Genomic DNA, 17,059 nt, shown 5'->3' on the forward strand with positions numbered 1-17,059 from the left:
ACACAACTGGATGAAACCCCCTTGCCGACCCGATAGCCTGACCCCGCATCTATTGGGAGCAGGCATGAACGAATCAACCTTGAGAACTGGCTGGGTCTGTATCGCCACCGAAGGAAAAGCGGTGGACGGGCGGGATATTACCCGCGACTGGCTCACCGACATGGCCGAGACCTACGATCCGACCTATTACACCGCCGTCATCTGGCCGGAGCACGATCGCTGGTCCAGCTATGGCACGGTGCAGGCGCTCAAGACCGAAGAGGTGGACGGCAAGCTCAAGCTGTTCGCTATCCTCTGCCCGAATCGCGATCTCATCTACTACAACCAGAACGGCCAGTACCAGTTCTGCTCCATCGAACCCTTCGAGAACTTCGCCGATCTGGGGCGTACCTACCTGCTGGGCCTCGGTGTCACCGACGAGCCCGCCAGCACCGGGACCACCCATCTCAAGTTCAGCAACAGCAACAAGGGACAGGCCGTTGGCACCAGCGAGCCGCTGGACCTCTCCATGTTCAAGCTACCCAAGCACGAGAAGGCCGATGGCCTGATCGCCAAGTTTTTCAGCTTCCTGGCCAGCCATGGCGAGCAAGCGCCCACGACTCCCCCCAGCCAACCCGAGGATGAGGAAATGAAACCAGAACAGTTCGATCAGATGCTGGGGGCCCTTAACGGCCTTGGCACCAAGATCGATGCCTTCAGCGCCAAGCTGGAAGCCAAACCGGCCACCGACGACACCACCCAATCGGTCACCGAGCCCACCAAGGTGGACGAGCAACCCGGCATCACCACCGAGCAGTTCAGCAAGCTGGAACAGACCCTGGCCAGCCTGACCGACAAGTTCGGCGAACTGAACAGCAAGATCGACCAGTTCTCTGTCGAGAAGCCGGGCCAGCGCCCGGACGCCCTCGGCGGTGACGATACCCCCGCAGTCTATTAAGGAGCGACCGTGAGCCAGACCCTTACCGTCCAGGCCATGCAGCGCCTGGAGCAATACAGCAACGCCCTGGCCAAGGCCTACGGCATTCCCGTCAACGCACTGGCCAAGCAGTTCAGCGTCACCGGTCCGGTGGAAACCGGCCTGCGCGCCGCGCTGCTCGCCTCCGTCGAGTTCCTGGGCCTTATCACTTGCCTCGACGTAGACCAGATCAAAGGTCAGGTGGTGCAAGTGGGCATCGGCAAGCTGTTTACCGGCCGCAAGAAGGATGGCCGCTTTAACGGCAAGATCGGCGTCGCCGGCAACACCTACGATCTGAACGAGACTGATTCCTGTGCCTCGCTCGACTGGGCGACCCTGTGCGTCTGGGCCAATGCGGGCAGCGAGGGCGAGTTCCTGCGCCTGGTGGGCGATTTCATCAACAAGGCGTTTGCCCTGGACATGCTGCGCGTCGGCTGGAACGGCGTGGAAGCGGCCGACGACACCGACCCGACCGCCCATCCGCTGGGTGAAGACGTCAACAAAGGCTGGCACCAGCTGGCTCGCGAGTGGAACGACGGCAGCCAGATCATCAAGGCCGATGAAGGCCAAAAGATCTACTTCGACCCGAACGGCCAGGGGAACTACAAGACCCTGGACGAGATGGCCTCCGACCTTATCAACACCACCATCGATCCGCTGTTCCGCCAAGACCCGCGCCTGGTCGTGCTGGTCGGCACCGATCTGGTGGCCTCGGCTCAGGCCAAGCTCTACAGCGAAGCGACCAAACCGACCGAGCAGATCGCCGCCCAGAAGCTGGCCGAGTCCATCGCCGGGCGCAAGGCCTACATCCCGCCCTTCTTCCCGGGCAAGCGGATGGTAGTGACCACCCTGGACAACCTGCACATCTACACCCAGCGCGGCACCCGCAAGCGCAAGGCCGAGGATAACCAGGACAAGAAGTGCTTCGATAACCAGTACTGGCGGATGGAAGGCTATGCCATCGGCGAATACCTGGCCTATGGCGGCTTTGAAGAGGCCGACATCGAGATTGGTGCCGATCCGGCAGTGGTTGCGGCAGCGGCTGAGGCAGCAGCCAAGAACAAAGATGCTGCAGAGCAGCAAGGCTAAGCCATGAGCTCACCGGGTCAACGCCACAAACAACGGGTACAAGCCATGCAGGGGGCCACGCAGGCCGCCTGCACGGGCATGGCCACCGGCGCGGTGGCGGACAGCTTGCACCTGCAGATGATTGCCCTGGAACAGGACATCGCGCGCCTGCGCAAGCTGGCCCGCATTGGGGACCGGGTGAACATGAAGCGTAGCGAGCTGATGCCCAAATACCGCCCCTATGTGGAGCGCTATCTGGCTAGCGTCGCCGAGTCCGGCCAGCCCTATCAGAACGAGCTGTTTCAGCTGCTCACCGTCTGGGCCTTCGATGTGGGCGATTTCGACACCGGGATCGCCTGGGCAGAGCTCGCCATCAAGCAGGGACAGCGCACCCCGAACAACTTCAAGCGCGACTGGGCCACCTTCGTGGCCGACACCGTGCTGGAGTGGGCCGAGAAGAACGCCGCCGAAGGCCACGCCGTCGAGCCCTGGTTTTCCCGGGTGTTCGACAAGGTGCGGGGCGACTGGCGCCTTAACGAGCGGCTCACCGCCAAGTGGTTCAAGGCGGCGGGTTGCCAGCTGCTACGTGACCAGGACGGCCAGCCGCGTCCGAGCGCCGTGGGGGACTGCGCCACTTTGGAGCAGGCCGACCATTGGCTAGCCCAGGCCGAAAAGCTGCACAGCAAGGTGGGCGTCGGCACCCTGCGCCAGAAGATTGCCATGCGCCTGCGGGTGCTCAATCCCGAATAACCAACCGACTCTCCGCGCCGTCGCTCCCCGGCGGGGAGGATAGGCCAGCCGCAAGGCCCGCGCCGAATCCTGCGATCCGTGGCTACAGGGGAGCCCTTTTTTCAGACGAGGTCAGTGATGTTTGCAGGCAAGGAGATTGATTACAGCGCCGCCACCATCCGCAATGACGGGTTTTGGCCCGATGTGGCCGTGGCCGATTTTGAGCGCCGCCGCGCCCTGCCTGCCGACCTCGACCAACAGACCACCGGCGCCGCGCTTTTAGCGGCCATCTCGGAAATCAACCTGCAGCTGGCGATGCGCCAGGCCGCGCTGATGGCCGAGGGCTATGCCAGCGCCGCCGAGGTGCCGGGGCCAAGCCTTGAGGGTGGCACCAATGCGCTAACCGAGCAGTATCTGGCCGCGGTGTTCGCCCGCGCCAAGGCGGCCCTCTTGCCGGAGTTCGCCAGCGTCACCGAGCGGCCGGCCGCCAACAACCTAGCCGAGCGCGCATCTGAGCAACGGGCCCAACTGCTGGCAGAGAGTCAGCAACTGGTGCGCAGCATCAAGGGCAAACATCGGGCGGGGGTCTCGTTGATATGAGTAAAGAGATGAATGAACAGCAAGCCCAGGGCTATTTCCTGCACGCCCTCCACGCCGAGCTGACCCGGGTGCTGCCGGCCAAGTGCCGCAAGTCCCTCGACAGCTGGATGGAGAACGGAACGATCCGCCTCGAATCCCGCAACATGGGCCCGACCGGCGTAGACGTGGCCTGGCTCACCTATCAGGCGGTGTTCATCGTTGAGCAACTGCCCTTTCGTGAGCTGGATCCGGCCATCCTGCTGGCCGCCGTTGCCGCCTGGGTGCAGGAGCACGACACCTTCCGCGAGCAGTTCGAGCTGGCCGACCCGGAATACGCGGTGACCCCGAACGATGAGAAGAGTGCCGATCTCGAGATCCAGCTCGCCTTTACCGAGCCGCTGCGCCTTATCGAGCACCCGAGCGGCCCTATCAACTGGCTCGGCAAGCGTTGGCAGGTGGCGCCCTATGAGATCTGGGTGGCCGACCACATCGACATGAACGTCGGTGACACCGGCCATCACCAGGTGGGAGGCCCGGCATGATCACCATCACCCTGGACGCCCGCCGCAGCCAGGACCAGCTCAACCTGCTGGCCCTACCGCCCCAGAAGCGCAAGCGCCTGGTGTGGCGCGCCGCTGCCGAGCTTAAAAAACTGGCGGCCCGTCATGTGCGCCAGCAGCAGGATCCCAACGGTCAGCCTTGGGCGCCGCGCAAGCGGGGCAAACGCAAGATGCTGCGCGGCCTGCCCAAGCTCTTGGAGATCCATGCCCCAAGCCATGACGTGGCCGAGCTCGGGTTCAAACGGGGGACGATGAACGCCCACGCCGGGGTCATCGCCAACACCCACCAGAAGGGACACACCTATCAGGTGACCGCGGCCAGCCGGCGCCGCATTACCAGAAGCGAGGGCAGCAAGCTCAAACCCGCCACCAAGGCGCAGGCCCGTAAGCTGCGCGAGCTCGGATTCAAGCGCCCGGGGGCGCGCAAGGGGTCATACCGCTCGGCCTCGCTTGGCTGGATCACCGGCAATCTCAACTACGCCCAGGCGGGATTGCTCATCAGGAAGCTCAAGGATGAACCGGTAAAAGCGCGCTGGGAAATTGAGCTCCCTGCCCGCCCGTTCCTCGGCGCCAACGCCAAACAACGAGAGCAAGCCTTTGCCCGCGCCCTGCAGAGCATCGACTACGGCTGGGACGTCAACAAGCAAGAGATGAAGGGGAAATAACGCCATGTGGCCTTATGTACAGATCAACAACTTGAACCAGATGCAGGGGCCCGTGACCGAGGTCGAGCGCCACCTGCTGTTTGTCGGCACGGCGCCAAGCAATACCGGCAAGCTGCTCTCCCTCAATACCCAGAGCGATTTTGACAAGCTGCTGGGCGAGCCCGCCAGCGAGCTCAAAACCAACCTGCTGGCCGCCATGGCCAACGCCGGCCAGAACTGGACGGCGGCCGCCTTCGTGCTGCCCACCGACATGGACTGGCAAGAGGCGGTGCGCGCGGCCCAGAAGACCCAATCCTTTGAAGGGGTGGTGGTGCTGGGTCAGGAGTGGGACGAGGCAAAAATCAACGCCGCCCATGCGCTGAACCAGGAGCTGATCGCCAAGTGGGGTCGCTGGCAGTTCATGCTGCTGGCGGTCGCGGGGATCAATGCCGCCGAGCCGGATGGCCAGAGCTGGAGCGACTACGAGGCGGCACTGGTCACCCTGCAAGATGGCATCAAGGCCGAATCCGTCACCCTGCTGCCGCAGCTGTGGCCCAACCTCGCTGGCGCCTATGCCGGCCGCCTGTGCAACCGGGCGGTGAGCATTGCCGATACCCCGTGCCGGGTGAAAACCGGTGCCCTGGTCGGCCTTGGCAACAAGCCCAAAGACAAGGACGGGATTGAGCTGCCGCTGGCGACCCTGCAGACCCTGGAGCAGAACCGTTTCTCGGTACCGATGTGGTACCCGGACTATGACGGCATCTATTGGGCCGATGGCCGCACCCTGGACGCTGAGGGCGGTGACTACCAGGTGATCGAAAACCTGCGGGTGGCCTACAAGGTGGCGCGCCGGATGCGGGTACGCGCCATTGCCCGTATCGGCGATCGCTCGTTCAACTCCACTCCAGGCAGCACCGCCGCCGCCATTCTCTACTTTGGCAAAGACCTGCGCGAGATGGCCAGGACCACCACCATCAACGGCCAGCCGTTCCCGGGCGAAATCACCTCCCCCCGAGATGGCGATATCGCTATCCAGTGGACCGACAAAAACCACGTTTCCATCTACGTGGTGATCCGCACCGTGGACTGCCCCAAGGGGATCACCATCAACATCATGCTCGATTTGAGCCTCACCAATGGGGAGGGCTAACCCATGACCAGACGCATTTCAGGCCAGAGCTTCGACACCACCCTGATGGGGATCATGGTGCACGTCGAGAAGGCCAGCCTCTCCATCACCGACAGCAGTGCCGTGGCGCAAACCCGCGGCATCCCTGACGGCTATGTGGATGGCGAGGTATCGGCCGAGTGCGAGTTCGAGCTCGATGCCAAGAACTTCAAGCTGCTGAGCGATGCCGCCAAACGGTCCGGCAGCTGGCGCGGGATGAAACCGGACGATGTGCTGTTCTACGCCGACACCGGCGACGAAACCATGAAGGTGGAGGCCTTCGGCGTGAAGCTGCAGATCGCCGACCTGCTCGACATCGACCCCAAGGGGGGCAGCAAGGGGGTGCACAAGCTCAAGGGCATCGTCACCTCTCCCGACTTCGTTCACATCAATGGCGTGCCGTACCTCTCGGATGACGACACCCGCCATCTCAAAGGGTAAGGGGGCCAGGTGGACGATATCGACCGCGCAAACAGCCACGCCGCCCGGATGCTGGCCGTGCATCTGGCCAACCAGGTGGGCAAAGGGCGCTACCAAGGGGAGAGCCGGCACCAGTGCGAAGAGTGTGGCGACCCCATCCCGGCAGCACGCCGTCAACATGTGCCGGGGGTGCGGCTGTGTGTCCCCTGCCAGAGCCGCGCCGAGCGACGCGGGCAATAACGAGAACGGGATATGAACCCTATGCCGAACAAAGACCCCACCCTCTGGGCCGCCCTGATGGCCTGGCTGATGGACAACTGGCCCGCCGTGTCCGGGGCATTGCTGGCGCTGAGCATCTCCTTCATGCGCATCACCTATGACGGCGGCAGCGGGCGCCGCCGTCTGATCGAATCCACCCTGTGCGGCCTCATCACCCTGGCCGCGGCGTCGGGCACCACCCTGCTCGGCGTTCCTTACGAGGCCGCCCCCTTTATCGGGGGCGTGGTGGGACTGCTCGGAGTGGACATCATCCGCGAAAAGGCCAAGACCGTGCTGAACAAAAGGGGGAACAACGATGCCGCGTAGTCACTGCCACCCGCAAGTGGCTGCCTTTCTCGACATGCTCGCCTATGCCGAAGGCACCAAGGGGCGAGGCGATGACGGGTACAACAAGCTGGTTAATCCGGCGGGGTTCTTTGAGAGCTACGCCACCCACCCGAACGTGCTGGTGCAGGTCAACAAGACCCTGAGCAGCACCGCGGCTGGCCGCTATCAGTTCCTGTCAAAGCACTGGGCCCACTACCGCGACCAGCTCGGTCTGCCGGACTTTGGCCCCGAGTCGCAAGATGCCTGGGCCATCCAGCTTATTCGCGAGCGCAAGGCACTGGACGATGTGCTCAAGGGGCGTATCCGCGAGGCTGTGCCTAAGTGCGCCAACATCTGGGCCAGCCTGCCGGGCGCCGGCTACGGGCAGCGCGAGCACCAACTGGCCGACCTGCTGGCCAAATTCACCGAGTTCGGCGGGGTGCTGGCATGAGCACCTTCAAGGCACTGCTTTCCAATGTGCTGCTGGTCCTGGTGCTGGCGATGGGCGCCGCCCTGTTTCTTGGCAGCCGGATGCTGGAGAGCCGGGGCAAGGCGCTCGCCACCGCCAACGAGACCATCCACACCCTGCAGCAGACCAACGAGCAGCAGGCCAGCCAGTTGGCAACACTGCAGCGCGATGCCGCCGGGCTGCGCAAATTGCTGGGCACCCAGAACGCCGCTCTGGCCGAGCTCGACCAACAACAGAGGAAGACCGCCGATGAACTGCAACAAGCGCTGGCCACGCCACCGGCGGGCCGCCCGGACTGCGCTCGCGAGCCTCTGCCTGCTGGCGCTCTGCGCCTGCTCCAGCCAACCCACAACGGTGATGCAAACGCGGGTAGTCAAGCGGCTACCGCCGCCAGGGCTGGTGCCCCACTGCCCGGAGCCTGATTTTACGGGGAACACCTACGGCGATGCCGTGCGGTTTATCCCCACCCTGCAGACGGCCTTGCGCCGCTGCCAAACCCAACTCGACACCCTGAACAACTGGATTGAACAAGAGGAAACCAACTAATGGCAACACCGATTATCACCCTGGAAGTAGCCGGTAAAGAGCTGAAATTCGCCCCCACCATGGTGGCCTACAACGGCTTTATCAACGACATGATGCCGAGCGACAAGGTGGCGCCGGCCCACAACTACCTGAAAAAGATCGTCTGCCAGGAAAGCAAAGAGGCGCTCGATGAGCTGCTCAAACGTCCGGGCGCTGCACTGCAGCTGGCAGGCGCCATCAACGAGCAGTTCGCCCCGACACTGGAGATCACCGTAAAAAACTGACTGGGCGCGCCGAGGCCATCGAGCGCAATCACCTGGAGCAGGCACTGGCGCTGCGGCGCCACTACCTGCCCCATGATGATGACGATATCGACAGCCTGGCCCGCGCCCTCTGGTTAGACCGACACGCCCGGGAGTCCCACGCCACCGCGGTGGCCGAGGGCATCGCCAACGCATTCAACGGATAACGACCTATGGCCTGGATGGAAAAATTGATGATGCAGGTGGCTCTGGTGGATCAAGTCACCAAGCCCCTTGCTGGTATCAATGCCCAGATGGACAAGGTCAGCAAGGCTGGCCGCCAGGGCTGGAGCAGCATGGCAATGGGGGCCACCACGGTGGCCGCCGGCGGCATGGCGATCCAGTCTGCCCTGGGCCCCGCCATCGAGATGGATCGGGCGCTGGGCGAGGTGGCTTCGCTTGATGTGCAAAAGGATGTGCTCGGGGCGCTGGGGCGTGAGGCATTGAAGCTCTCTATCAAGTACGGGGAGTCGGCGACCGAGATTGTCCGCTCCTCCTACGATATCCAGTCGGCCATTGCCGGGCTGGAGGGTAACGAGTTGCCCGCCTTCACCCGCGCCTCCACCACCCTGGCCAAGGCCACCAAGGCCGATACCGCCACCATCACCAACTACATGGGCACCATGTACGGCATCTTCGAGCAGCAAGCCAAGATGATGGGCAAGGCCAACTGGGTGGAAGACTTGGCAGGAAAAACCGCCACCGCAGTGCAGATGTTCAAGACCACCGGCCAGGGCATGGCTGATGCCTTCGGGGCGATCGGGGCCAACGCCACCGCTGCCGGGATCTCGATGGATGAACAGTTCGCCGTGCTCGGCCAGCTGCAAGCCACCATGAGCGGCGGCGAAGCGGGTACCAAATTCAAAGCCTTCTTGGCGGGCGTCGGCAATGCCCAGAAGGCGCTCGGCATCCAGTTCACCGATGCCGCGGGCAACATGCTGCCGGTGCTCACCGTACTGGACAAACTCAAGGCGCGCTATGGCGACACCCTGAGCGTGGCCGAAGGGGACGAGCTCAAGAAGGCATTCGGCTCGGATGAAGCGGTCAGCATGGTAAAGCTCTTGATGACCAACACCAAGGGGCTCGCCACCAACATCAACGCGCTGGCCAACACCCACGGCATGGGCAAGGCCGAGCAGATGGCCGCCGCCATGACCGACCAGTGGCAGCGGGTCGAGCAAGCCTGGTTTGCCATCCGCGCCGCTGCCTTCGGGGTGGTGCTGCCCGCCATCAACGCCGTGATGAGCGTCTTTGCCGATGGCGCCAACGAGGTGCTGCGCTGGACGCATCTTTTCCCGAACCTGACCAAGGTCATCAGCTATGCCCTGCTCGCCATCGTGGGGTTGAGCATGGTCACCGGTACCTGGATGCTGATCGCCGGCTTGGCCAAGCTGGCCACCCTGGGCCTTGGTATCGCCTGGTCCATCATCACCGCCCCGCTCGCCCTGCTCAATGCGGGGATGGCGACCTTTCGCGCCATCCTGCTGGCGGTCAACATCGCCATGTATGCCAACCCTGTGGGCCTGATCGTGGCGGGCATCGTGCTGCTGATCGGTGCCGTGGCGGCGGCCATCTACTACTGGGACGACCTGAAAAAGAGCATGGCCGACTGGAGCGTGTTCAAGCTGCTCGGACAGGCGGTGGATTGGCTGGTCGAGAAGCTGAACATGATCCCGGGCGTCAATATCGAGATGGGCAGCATGCCGGATCTCAACTTGCCCAATCAGGAGAACATCAACGCGCCCCTCGCCCGCTTTAGCCAGGGTAGCCAAAGCCGGGTACCGGCTGGCGGGCTGGGCCAGCAGCTGATCCAGGCCAACGCGGCCGCGACCACTGCCAACCAGAAGCCGCCCAAGTACCTGAGTATCGGGGAAGTGCACATGCACAACCAGAACCCGATGACGCCAGAGCAGCTGGCCGAGAACGCCTGGCTGGAGACACCGTAATGAGCGACCCCAAGTACATCGACATTCTGGTGGTCAACGGCGCCTGGCAGCTGGATGCCGGCGGTCAGCCGCGCTACACCCGGGACCGCCACAGCATCGGCCAGGACATCAAGCACCGGATCATGGAGTCGGGGCTGGCCCGCAAGCTGATTGGCGAGCGCAGCCCTACTTTGCGCGCCGATGTGATGACCGAGATCGAGCTGTTGGTTGAAAACGACGAACGACTGGTGCCCGGCACCATCGTGATCCGGGAGGAGGCCCCCGAGCGGGTGCTGGTCACCGCCCGCACCTATGAATTTGGCGATCTGGAGGTAACCCTGTGAACCTGCGCCCTACCGTGGATTTTATGGCCCTGCTGGCCGAGACCGGCGTGCCGACCACCGAGCAGGCCATGGAGGCCGAGCTCAAGAAAGAGGTCGAGGCCGCCGGCTCCCTCATCACCAATGACAGCGATGTGAGCCCCTTCTGGCGGCTGGTGCGCGGCGTGGTGATCACCCCGGCGCTCTGGCTTATCCGCACCCTCTTGGCCGGCCATGTGCTGCCCAACACCTTTGCCGCCACCGCCACCGATGCCTATCTCGACCTCAAGGCGTGGGATGTGGACTTGACCCGCAAGGGCGCCCAGAAGACCCGCGGGGTGATCAACTTCGTCAAAGTGAGTCCTGGCGAAGCGGTCACCATCCCGGCCGATATCTGGGTCAGCACCGAGCGCATCAACGGCACCATCTACCGGATGAGGCCCCTGCAAGCGGTGGTGAGCCCGGCCGGTGAAGCGGTGGCCCGCGTGGTGTGCGAGGCCGAGTTCGCAGGCGCGGCCTGGAATCTGGCCCCGGGCTATTACAACCTGCTGAGCGAACCGGTCACCGGCATTTTGTCGGCCCGCAACGATGACAAGGAGTGGATCACCACCCAGGGCGCCGATGCCGAGAGCAATGACGCGCTGGGGCTGCGCATTCAGAACCAGTTCTCGGCGGTGGGCCGCTATCACATCGACGCCATCTACCGCTCGATGCTGGCGAGCGTCGCTGGCATTCGTGCCGATCACATCTTCTTCGAGCATGAAGCGCCGCGGGGCCCCGGTACCGCCAACGCCTACATCCTGCTGGAGGTGGGTGCCACACCGGCAAGCCTTATCAGCCAGCTCAACGACTACGTGGGCCGCCAGGGCAACCATGGCCACGGCGATGATCTGTTCGTGATGGCGATGCCGGAGACCCAGCACAGCCTCACACTGGAATTGTGGCCGGTGGCCAACCTCACCGATGAGCAGAAAGCAGCCCTCAAGCAAGGCGCCGAGTCCCTGGTCAAAGCGGCGTTTCGCCAATCGGCAGATTTTCCAAGCGTCACCCGTACCTGGCCGCGCTCGCGCTTCTCCCTCTCGCAACTGGCCCGCGAGCTGCACAGCCAATTCCCGCAGCTGCAAAGCCTCAAGTTTGCGCAAGATGACATCGTCTCGGGTCTGGCTATCCCGCGCCTGAACACGCTGGAGGTGACCTTACATGACTAATCAGACCCCGCTTGAACACAACCAGCAGGCGCCGCGGCTTCCCGATGCCAGCGCCCCCTGGTGGGAGGATGGCTACACCATCAGCCCGGCCCACGCCGAGCCCGGGTTTCTGGCCAAGGGCATCAACGCCTTCTGGCAACGGCTCAAGGGGTGGTTGTTGCTGCCACTGGCCCAGCAAGACCCGCTCACCTGCTCGGAGTCATTGCTAGCGCTGCTTGCCTGGGAGCGGGACATCAGCCGCTTTAATGGCGAGCCGCTGGCGCTGTTCCGCAAACGGGTCAAGTTCGCTTTTGTGAATGCCAGGGATGCTGGCGAGGTGGCGGGCTTTAAGCGCATCTTCGAGCGCCTGGGCATCGGCTGGTGCGATATCCACGAACGGCAAGAGGGGGCGCCCTGGGATGTCATCACCATCGAGGTGACCGACAGCGCCCTCGCCGCCAACCAGCAACTGATGGAAACCCTCATTCAACACTATGGCCGCACCTGCCGCCGCTATCGCTTTCAGGTGGTTTATCCGGTCGCCAGTACCTTGTGCTTTGGTTGCATCGACATGAGCCAGCAGGTGTTTGGCGCGACGCTTAAGAGGAACCCATGAGCCAAATCATTACCAACGCCTTCTCCCGCTACTGGCAGGAGTGCCTCGCAACACAAGTGCCGGTGGTGCTCGATGAGTTCGTGCTGGCCAATGTGCCGGATCTCGATCCTGCCGCCCCCATCAACCCGGACAGCGGCCTGCCACCGGCGGGCCAGATTGTGCATCGCCATGGGGTGGATCAGCGAGGGCGCATCAACAACGATGCGGTGGCCTACACCATCGTGATGGACACCACGGTCGGTGATTTCAGCTTTAACGCCATGTACCTCATCAACAAGGCCAGCGGCATGGTGGGGATGATTGTGCACAAGGGCATGGAGACCAAGCTCAAGACCGATGAGGTGGCCGGCCAGACCGGCAACAGCCTGGTGAAATCCATGCTGATGGAGTACGACCGCGCCGCGGAGGCGACCGCCACCCATGTGGATGCAAGCACCTGGCAGATTGACTATGCCGCCCGCCTGCGCGGAATGGACGATGACCTGCGCCTGCAGGCGCTGCAGTTCTTCGGGCCGGCCACCTTCTACGGGGATGGCTTCAAGCTGGTCAACGAATCAGGGGTCTACAAGGTGCAGCCCGGGGTGGCCTATGTCGGCGGCCTGCGTGCGGAACTGAACGAGGTCAAGAAGGTGATGCCGGGTGCCAAGCCTGAAGGGCTCTGGCTCGATATCTACCGGGCAGGCTCCCTGCTCGATGCCTGGGTGAACCACTTCACCCTCACCTTGAGCGTGCCGGACATGGTGGATTACCTGGACAGCAACGGCTATCAGCACCATGTGGCCAAGGTGGCCATCGTCAATGCCGACGGCAGTGTGACAGACGTGCGTCGCAAACGCACCATCGAGCTGACCGGCGATGTCGCTGGCAAAGGCATTCTGGAGGATGCCAAAGGCGTCACCATCGCGGTGGAGATCAAGGACGGCTGCCACCGCCACAACTGGGGCGATCTCGACCAGGTGCCCGCCACCGCCAGCCGTTGGCCCAGCTGGGTAGAAGTGACCGATGTCCCCGACACGGCCACTCGCTGGCCCTCCTGGGCGGAGGTCACCGGCAAGCCCACCACCATGCCGCCAGCAGCGCATACCCATCCCTGGTCGCAAGTGAGCGGGGCGCCCGCCACGGCTACCCGCTGGCCCGCTTGGAGCGAAGTGAGCGGCAAACCGGCCACTATGCCACCGAGTGCACACAACCACACCGCAGCCCAAGGTAATCAAGATGTCATTGCTGGTGCCTGGAATGCAGTAGGGGCTGTGGTACTTGCACGCAGAAAGGGCGCTGCAGCTTGTTCTCCCGGCGCTCGTGTTGCGGGCTCAAATCTACTCATATCGAGCGCCTCTGCATCGGCAGGCGGCACATTACCCGGCACCTGGCAGTGCCAAGGACAAGCCTTTGCCAACAGTGGCTATGTCGAACCGCAGATCACTACCTGGATCCGTGTCGCTTAAGGAGTCACTTTATGAAACTTGACGTATTGACGGCCCGCTCGCCGACATGGGGAAACCGGGATAAAACCGCCATCTCTCTGGTTGTGCGATTTGCTCACCTGCCTGATTGCGAAGTGCCATTTTCGGCAACGCCAGATGACTCTGCAGAGCATGGTCGGGAACTTTATACCCGAGCCCTTTTTGGCGAATTTGGTCCCGTGGGCGAATTTACTGAATCCCCACCCACCGAAGATGAACAGCTTGCGGTGTTAGACAGCAAACTGAAGCACGCCGCGACAACCATGGCGCCACTGGAGGATGCCGACAAACTGGGCGTCATCAGCGAGCGCGAGAAGGTCCAGCTCACCGCCTGGCAACACTACCGGGTCGCCCTCTATCGCTTGCCACAAAGCGACGGATGGCCCACCGATGTCACCTGGCCGGATACCCCGCAATGAGTTGGACACAAGGCACGCTGCGCTGGCCGGCCAGCACCGAGACGATACACTCCCGCGCCAGCGGGATACTTGGCCAACTAGCTGAAAGCCAGGCTGATGCCGTGGCCCGCTTGCAAGCTCTGGCGCCCAGGACGCAATACCGCCCCACGCCCATCAGTCAGGCCGCGGCTACGCTGGCAGGCCTGCGGGCAGAGCTCGATAGGCTGCTAGTCACCGGCCGCTGCCTGACGGTCACCCCCTATCAGCATGGCGTGGGCCAGCACCCGGGCAACCAGTACAGCCTGGCCGCCCCCAACGCGGTGACTACCCTTGCCGCCAAGTTGCAGGACGGGGCAGACCCTCTGCTACCGACTGGCCAATTGCATGCCATCGCCTGGCTGGTCACCGGTAACAGCGAAACTGTGCTAGCCGACGCCTTGGCACCGCTTTGCGCCATCCTGCCACTACCAGAGTGGTGCGCAGCCCTGCGCCGCCTCACCGCCCACAACGATGCCATGAGCAAGCCGACCGCCGCCAAGGTACCGCGCTGGAAAGCCGATGAGCCGCTGGTATGGGATCCGCTGCGCTCGGCTCGCTCACTGCTCGGGGCCGAGCTCGCCCAACTGGAGAGCCTGACGCAGGGGACCACTACCCCCATCACCCAGCTGGCCAGCTTGGCAGAACGTCGGGCTGCCAAGCTGGCCGAGCTGGAGCAAACACTCAGCCAGCTGACGGCCATCTGTGGCCAGTTGTGGCACTGGCAAGCCCAGGGAGACGCAGCCAGCCTCGCCGCCCAATTGGGCCAGAGCAGCCCGCCGGACCACAGCCACAGCATGACGGTCGGCGCCCTGCTGCTCTCCCCCTCCCCGCTCACATTCTGGCAGGAGTTAACCCCATGAGCCGAACCGCCATGCTCACCCTGGACGGTGAGCCGATTGTGATGAAGTCGATGCGGATCACCGTATCAATGCAGTTTCAGGACAAGGACAGCAGCGGCCAGACCAGCTCGACCAGCAGCTCGGAGCAGGGCGCCAAGGCCAAGGAGCTCGATATCTCGGGCCTGGTCCCCTTCAATGACGAACAGGCTTTGAGCCGTCTGTTTGAGCTGGCTGATGCCAAGGGGGATGGCGGCAAGCGCCATATCTACCGGGTCGGGTCGCTGTTGGCCAAGTCGGTGAAGGTACGCCAGGCAAAGTTCGCCGGGCGCATCACCGCCAGCGAACAGGAGGGGCTGCTGGCGTGGCAAGTGCAGTTCACCCTGCGCGAGCACAACTCGGTGCCCGAGAAGCGGGAGCAGCGGATGCCAAAGGCGCCCGCCACCGTGGGCCAGGGCAACGCCAACACCAAACCGGCCAAGTCATCAGAGGGGGCGCCCGCTTCCGAGCAGGAACAGCTGAGTTCATGGGAGCAGGCCATCAAGGGGCTTGATAACAAACTGGGAGACCTGATGGCGTGAAACTCTCGACCAACCTGACCCTGGGCAACCAACTGGCCAAACTCATCGATCACGACATCGTGCTGGACCTCTGCGCCGGCGGTCGCGCCGCTCTCACTATTGAGGGCAGCGCGGAGAAGGGACAGGCCCTGACGGTAGATGTGGGCTATAACGGCGAGCTGCGGCGCTGGTTTACCGGATATGTGTATGACGTGCAGCCCGCCAGCAATGGCGCCAGCAAGCTGCTGTGCCGTGAGCTGGCCGGGATCCTGGGGAGTTCGTTTCCGGTCAGCCTTCAGCACGCCACCCTGCGCGGCCTGCTGGCCTGGCTGAGCGATCAGACCAAACTCACCTTTTTGCTGCCGGATGGGGCCGACTATACCGATCGGCCAATCCCCAACTTCACCAGTACAGGTACCGGCTATCAGCTGCTGAACAACGCCGGGCGCGCCTTTGCGGTGCCGGATTTCATCTGGCATCAGCAACCGGATGGCGCCATCTTCGTGGGCAGTCACGCCCATAGTCGCTGGGCCGATCGGGCGGTGGAGCTGGATCCGGCCTTCTCCAGCCGACAGGCGGGCAACACCCTGACCACGGCACCGATCCCGGCCATGCGCCCGGGCGCCATCGTCAACGGCAAGCGAGTGGAGCGGGTGCGGCTCAAAGGGGACGAGATGACCCTGACCACGGCGACCCCAGGGAAACCAGTGAAGTCGCCGGAACGGCGCAAGATGGAGGGGGAGTTCCCGGAGCTGGCCGACAAGATGCACCTGCCCAAGTTCGGACGGGTCGAGGCCATCAGCGACAGCGCGGCCGCTGGCCAGCTCAATGATCCGTTTCGCCCGCGCTATGCCGTGGATGTGCAACTGCTGGGGGAAGATGGCCAGCCGGACAAGGCCGCCCCACTCTATCGCGCCGTGCCGTTGCCGGGGATGTTCGGCGGGCCTGAGCAGGGGCTGCTGCAGTTTCCCATCGAGGGGACGATAGTCGAGCTGGGGTTTGCCTTCGGTCGTGCTGACCGGCCATTTATCCGCACCGTGCTGGGCTCGGACTGGCCGCTGCCGGATATCGCCCCAGGCGAACAGCTCCAGCAGCAACGGGCCGAAGTGTTCAGCCGCACCGATACCGTGGGCAACCAGCGCCGCCACACCGACCGCACCCAGCATGACAAGGCGCTACTGATGCACCGCGAGGCGGACGACTACCTGGGCGAGTTCGGCCAGCACCGACTCACCACCCAGCAGCACAGCGTGGAGCAGATCGGGGCCATGAAGCGCATCGAGGCGCTCGGGGCCATTGAGCTGCTGGCCGGTGATGACTGGGTGGCGGGGAGCCTGGGCAACATGAGTCACACCGCGGCCGGTGATCTGGTGGAGGTGATCGGGCAACTGCGGCGCAGTGTGGCCGGTGAGCTTCAGCACTTCGAGGCACCCCGTTCGTGGATGGGCACAGAGGGGGTGAACATCTTCAGGCTGCTGCTCCAACTGATGAACCTGGTGGAGCAGCTGGCCGCAACCACCGCGAGCCATACCCACGGCGGGCCGGCCCCCACCAATGCCGATACCTTCAACGGCCAGAGCAAGCAGGCTGGCCAGTTGGCCAAGACCCTCTCCCCCATCATCGAGTAGCCCACCAAGCGAAGAAGGCCCCACATTGTGGGGCCTTCTTCTATCTGCCTGACAGCACCAAAGCATGGCTAGGGAAAGGCGCC

At 63.6% G+C, this 17,059-nt stretch carries 24 protein-coding genes; all 24 read left to right on the forward strand.

All coding sequences use genetic code 11. From position 1 onward, the window contains the following. The first annotated feature begins 64 nt into the window (after positions 1-64). The 24 genes from LA321_RS18660 to LA321_RS18770 all read left to right on the forward strand — a co-directional run bounded on the left by LA321_RS18660 (position 65) and on the right by LA321_RS18770 (position 16,976). The gene (locus tag LA321_RS18660) at positions 65-937 is read left to right on the forward strand and encodes a GPO family capsid scaffolding protein (RefSeq protein ID WP_042069812.1); all 873 of its coding nucleotides are present in this window, start codon (positions 65-67) and stop codon (positions 935-937) included. A gap of 9 nt (positions 938-946) precedes the next feature. Continuing rightward, positions 947-2,044 (forward strand): phage major capsid protein, P2 family, encoded by a 1,098-nt coding sequence (locus tag LA321_RS18665; RefSeq protein ID WP_042069813.1) that lies wholly within the window; start codon positions 947-949, stop codon positions 2,042-2,044. 3 nt (positions 2,045-2,047) lie between these two features. Further along, positions 2,048-2,773, forward strand: coding sequence for a phage terminase small subunit (locus tag LA321_RS18670; RefSeq protein WP_042069814.1), 726 nt, complete (start codon positions 2,048-2,050; stop codon positions 2,771-2,773). A gap of 117 nt (positions 2,774-2,890) precedes the next feature. Then, entirely contained in the window at positions 2,891-3,352 is a 462-nt protein-coding gene (locus LA321_RS18675) for a head completion/stabilization protein (RefSeq protein WP_042069815.1), read from the forward strand. 8 nt (positions 3,353-3,360) lie between these two features. Next, entirely contained in the window at positions 3,361-3,873 is a 513-nt protein-coding gene (locus LA321_RS18680; protein WP_042069816.1) for a phage tail protein, read from the forward strand. Next, a complete protein-coding gene (locus LA321_RS18685; protein WP_042069818.1) occupies positions 3,870-4,556 on the forward strand; it encodes a phage virion morphogenesis protein in 687 nt (228 codons plus the stop codon). Before LA321_RS18680 ends, LA321_RS18685 begins: the two co-directional genes overlap by 4 nt. Positions 4,557-4,560: 4 nt before the next feature. Next, positions 4,561-5,685, forward strand: a complete 1,125-nt coding sequence (locus tag LA321_RS18690) for a DUF2586 domain-containing protein (protein ID WP_042069819.1) — start codon at positions 4,561-4,563, stop codon at positions 5,683-5,685. 3 nt (positions 5,686-5,688) lie between these two features. Further along, positions 5,689-6,144 (forward strand): phage protein, encoded by a 456-nt coding sequence (locus tag LA321_RS18695; RefSeq protein ID WP_042069821.1) that lies wholly within the window; start codon positions 5,689-5,691, stop codon positions 6,142-6,144. A 9-nt stretch (positions 6,145-6,153) separates the two neighbouring features. Then, positions 6,154-6,363, forward strand: a complete 210-nt coding sequence (locus tag LA321_RS18700) for a TraR/DksA family transcriptional regulator (protein WP_042069822.1) — start codon at positions 6,154-6,156, stop codon at positions 6,361-6,363. Between the two features lie 21 nt (positions 6,364-6,384). After that, entirely contained in the window at positions 6,385-6,708 is a 324-nt protein-coding gene (locus LA321_RS18705) for a phage holin, lambda family (RefSeq protein ID WP_021229391.1), read from the forward strand. Further along, complete coding sequence (locus LA321_RS18710; RefSeq protein WP_042069824.1) at positions 6,698-7,159, forward strand: glycoside hydrolase family 24 protein; 462 nt, start codon at positions 6,698-6,700, stop codon at positions 7,157-7,159. The genes LA321_RS18705 and LA321_RS18710 overlap by 11 nt, the downstream gene beginning before the upstream one ends. Next, complete coding sequence (locus LA321_RS18715) at positions 7,156-7,599, forward strand: hypothetical protein (RefSeq protein ID WP_042069825.1); 444 nt, start codon at positions 7,156-7,158, stop codon at positions 7,597-7,599. Before LA321_RS18710 ends, LA321_RS18715 begins: the two co-directional genes overlap by 4 nt. After that, complete coding sequence (gene lysC, locus LA321_RS18720) at positions 7,532-7,723, forward strand: Rz1-like lysis system protein LysC (RefSeq protein ID WP_234703747.1); 192 nt, start codon at positions 7,532-7,534, stop codon at positions 7,721-7,723. The genes LA321_RS18715 and lysC overlap by 68 nt, the downstream gene beginning before the upstream one ends. Further along, entirely contained in the window at positions 7,723-7,986 is a 264-nt protein-coding gene (locus LA321_RS18725) for a putative phage tail assembly chaperone (protein ID WP_042069827.1), read from the forward strand. The genes lysC and LA321_RS18725 overlap by 1 nt, the downstream gene beginning before the upstream one ends. Before the next feature lie 50 nt (positions 7,987-8,036). Continuing rightward, positions 8,037-8,171 (forward strand): DUF6890 family protein, encoded by a 135-nt coding sequence (locus LA321_RS20300; protein WP_395580052.1) that lies wholly within the window; start codon positions 8,037-8,039, stop codon positions 8,169-8,171. Positions 8,172-8,177: 6 nt separating this feature from the next. Then, on the forward strand, positions 8,178-9,950 hold the full coding sequence (locus tag LA321_RS18730) for a phage tail tape measure protein (RefSeq protein WP_042069830.1): 1,773 nt from the start codon (positions 8,178-8,180) through the stop codon (positions 9,948-9,950). After that, on the forward strand, positions 9,950-10,273 hold the full coding sequence (locus tag LA321_RS18735) for a DUF2590 family protein (protein ID WP_042069831.1): 324 nt from the start codon (positions 9,950-9,952) through the stop codon (positions 10,271-10,273). Before LA321_RS18730 ends, LA321_RS18735 begins: the two co-directional genes overlap by 1 nt. Next, positions 10,270-11,457: a baseplate J/gp47 family protein gene (locus tag LA321_RS18740; RefSeq protein ID WP_042069832.1), complete on the forward strand. Its 1,188-nt coding sequence runs from the start codon at positions 10,270-10,272 to the stop codon at positions 11,455-11,457. The genes LA321_RS18735 and LA321_RS18740 overlap by 4 nt, the downstream gene beginning before the upstream one ends. After that, complete coding sequence (locus tag LA321_RS18745) at positions 11,450-12,052, forward strand: phage tail protein (RefSeq protein ID WP_042069834.1); 603 nt, start codon at positions 11,450-11,452, stop codon at positions 12,050-12,052. The genes LA321_RS18740 and LA321_RS18745 overlap by 8 nt, the downstream gene beginning before the upstream one ends. Next, positions 12,049-13,497, forward strand: a complete 1,449-nt coding sequence (locus LA321_RS18750) for a phage tail-collar fiber domain-containing protein (protein ID WP_224212229.1) — start codon at positions 12,049-12,051, stop codon at positions 13,495-13,497. The genes LA321_RS18745 and LA321_RS18750 overlap by 4 nt, the downstream gene beginning before the upstream one ends. Before the next feature lie 11 nt (positions 13,498-13,508). Beyond that, entirely contained in the window at positions 13,509-13,934 is a 426-nt protein-coding gene (locus tag LA321_RS18755) for a tail fiber assembly protein (RefSeq protein ID WP_042069835.1), read from the forward strand. After that, positions 13,931-14,812, forward strand: a complete 882-nt coding sequence (locus tag LA321_RS18760; RefSeq protein ID WP_042069837.1) for an MCP four helix bundle domain-containing protein — start codon at positions 13,931-13,933, stop codon at positions 14,810-14,812. Before LA321_RS18755 ends, LA321_RS18760 begins: the two co-directional genes overlap by 4 nt. Next, positions 14,809-15,369, forward strand: coding sequence for a baseplate complex protein (locus tag LA321_RS18765; protein ID WP_042069838.1), 561 nt, complete (start codon positions 14,809-14,811; stop codon positions 15,367-15,369). Before LA321_RS18760 ends, LA321_RS18765 begins: the two co-directional genes overlap by 4 nt. Continuing rightward, on the forward strand, positions 15,366-16,976 hold the full coding sequence (locus tag LA321_RS18770) for a hypothetical protein (protein WP_042069839.1): 1,611 nt from the start codon (positions 15,366-15,368) through the stop codon (positions 16,974-16,976). The genes LA321_RS18765 and LA321_RS18770 overlap by 4 nt, the downstream gene beginning before the upstream one ends. Positions 16,977-17,059: the final 83 nt, after the last annotated feature.

The sequence above is a fragment of the Aeromonas enteropelogenes genome (assembly GCF_020097295.1).
GTDB lineage: Bacteria > Pseudomonadota > Gammaproteobacteria > Enterobacterales > Aeromonadaceae > Aeromonas > Aeromonas enteropelogenes.

Bases quoted from the DNA above. Each gene is read 5' to 3' on its own strand.
- LA321_RS18750 (WP_224212229.1), top strand. From the start codon at position 12,049: ATGAGCCAAATCATTACCAACGCCTTCTCCCGCTACTGGCAGGAGTGC.
- LA321_RS18660 (WP_042069812.1), top strand. From the start codon at position 65: ATGAACGAATCAACCTTGAGAACTGGCTGGGTCTGTATCGCCACCGAA.
- LA321_RS18715 (WP_042069825.1), top strand. From the start codon at position 7,156: ATGAGCACCTTCAAGGCACTGCTTTCCAATGTGCTGCTGGTCCTGGTG.
- LA321_RS18690 (WP_042069819.1), top strand. From the start codon at position 4,561: ATGTGGCCTTATGTACAGATCAACAACTTGAACCAGATGCAGGGGCCC.
- LA321_RS18760 (WP_042069837.1), top strand. From the start codon at position 13,931: ATGAGTTGGACACAAGGCACGCTGCGCTGGCCGGCCAGCACCGAGACG.
- LA321_RS18765 (WP_042069838.1), top strand. From the start codon at position 14,809: ATGAGCCGAACCGCCATGCTCACCCTGGACGGTGAGCCGATTGTGATG.
- LA321_RS18730 (WP_042069830.1), top strand. From the start codon at position 8,178: ATGGCCTGGATGGAAAAATTGATGATGCAGGTGGCTCTGGTGGATCAA.
- LA321_RS18695 (WP_042069821.1), top strand. From the start codon at position 5,689: ATGACCAGACGCATTTCAGGCCAGAGCTTCGACACCACCCTGATGGGG.
- LA321_RS18705 (WP_021229391.1), top strand. From the start codon at position 6,385: ATGCCGAACAAAGACCCCACCCTCTGGGCCGCCCTGATGGCCTGGCTG.
- LA321_RS18675 (WP_042069815.1), top strand. From the start codon at position 2,891: ATGTTTGCAGGCAAGGAGATTGATTACAGCGCCGCCACCATCCGCAAT.
- LA321_RS18710 (WP_042069824.1), top strand. From the start codon at position 6,698: ATGCCGCGTAGTCACTGCCACCCGCAAGTGGCTGCCTTTCTCGACATG.
- LA321_RS18670 (WP_042069814.1), top strand. From the start codon at position 2,048: ATGAGCTCACCGGGTCAACGCCACAAACAACGGGTACAAGCCATGCAG.
- LA321_RS18725 (WP_042069827.1), top strand. From the start codon at position 7,723: ATGGCAACACCGATTATCACCCTGGAAGTAGCCGGTAAAGAGCTGAAA.
- LA321_RS18735 (WP_042069831.1), top strand. From the start codon at position 9,950: ATGAGCGACCCCAAGTACATCGACATTCTGGTGGTCAACGGCGCCTGG.
- LA321_RS18755 (WP_042069835.1), top strand. From the start codon at position 13,509: ATGAAACTTGACGTATTGACGGCCCGCTCGCCGACATGGGGAAACCGG.
- LA321_RS18685 (WP_042069818.1), top strand. From the start codon at position 3,870: ATGATCACCATCACCCTGGACGCCCGCCGCAGCCAGGACCAGCTCAAC.
- LA321_RS18680 (WP_042069816.1), top strand. From the start codon at position 3,361: ATGAATGAACAGCAAGCCCAGGGCTATTTCCTGCACGCCCTCCACGCC.
- LA321_RS18745 (WP_042069834.1), top strand. From the start codon at position 11,450: ATGACTAATCAGACCCCGCTTGAACACAACCAGCAGGCGCCGCGGCTT.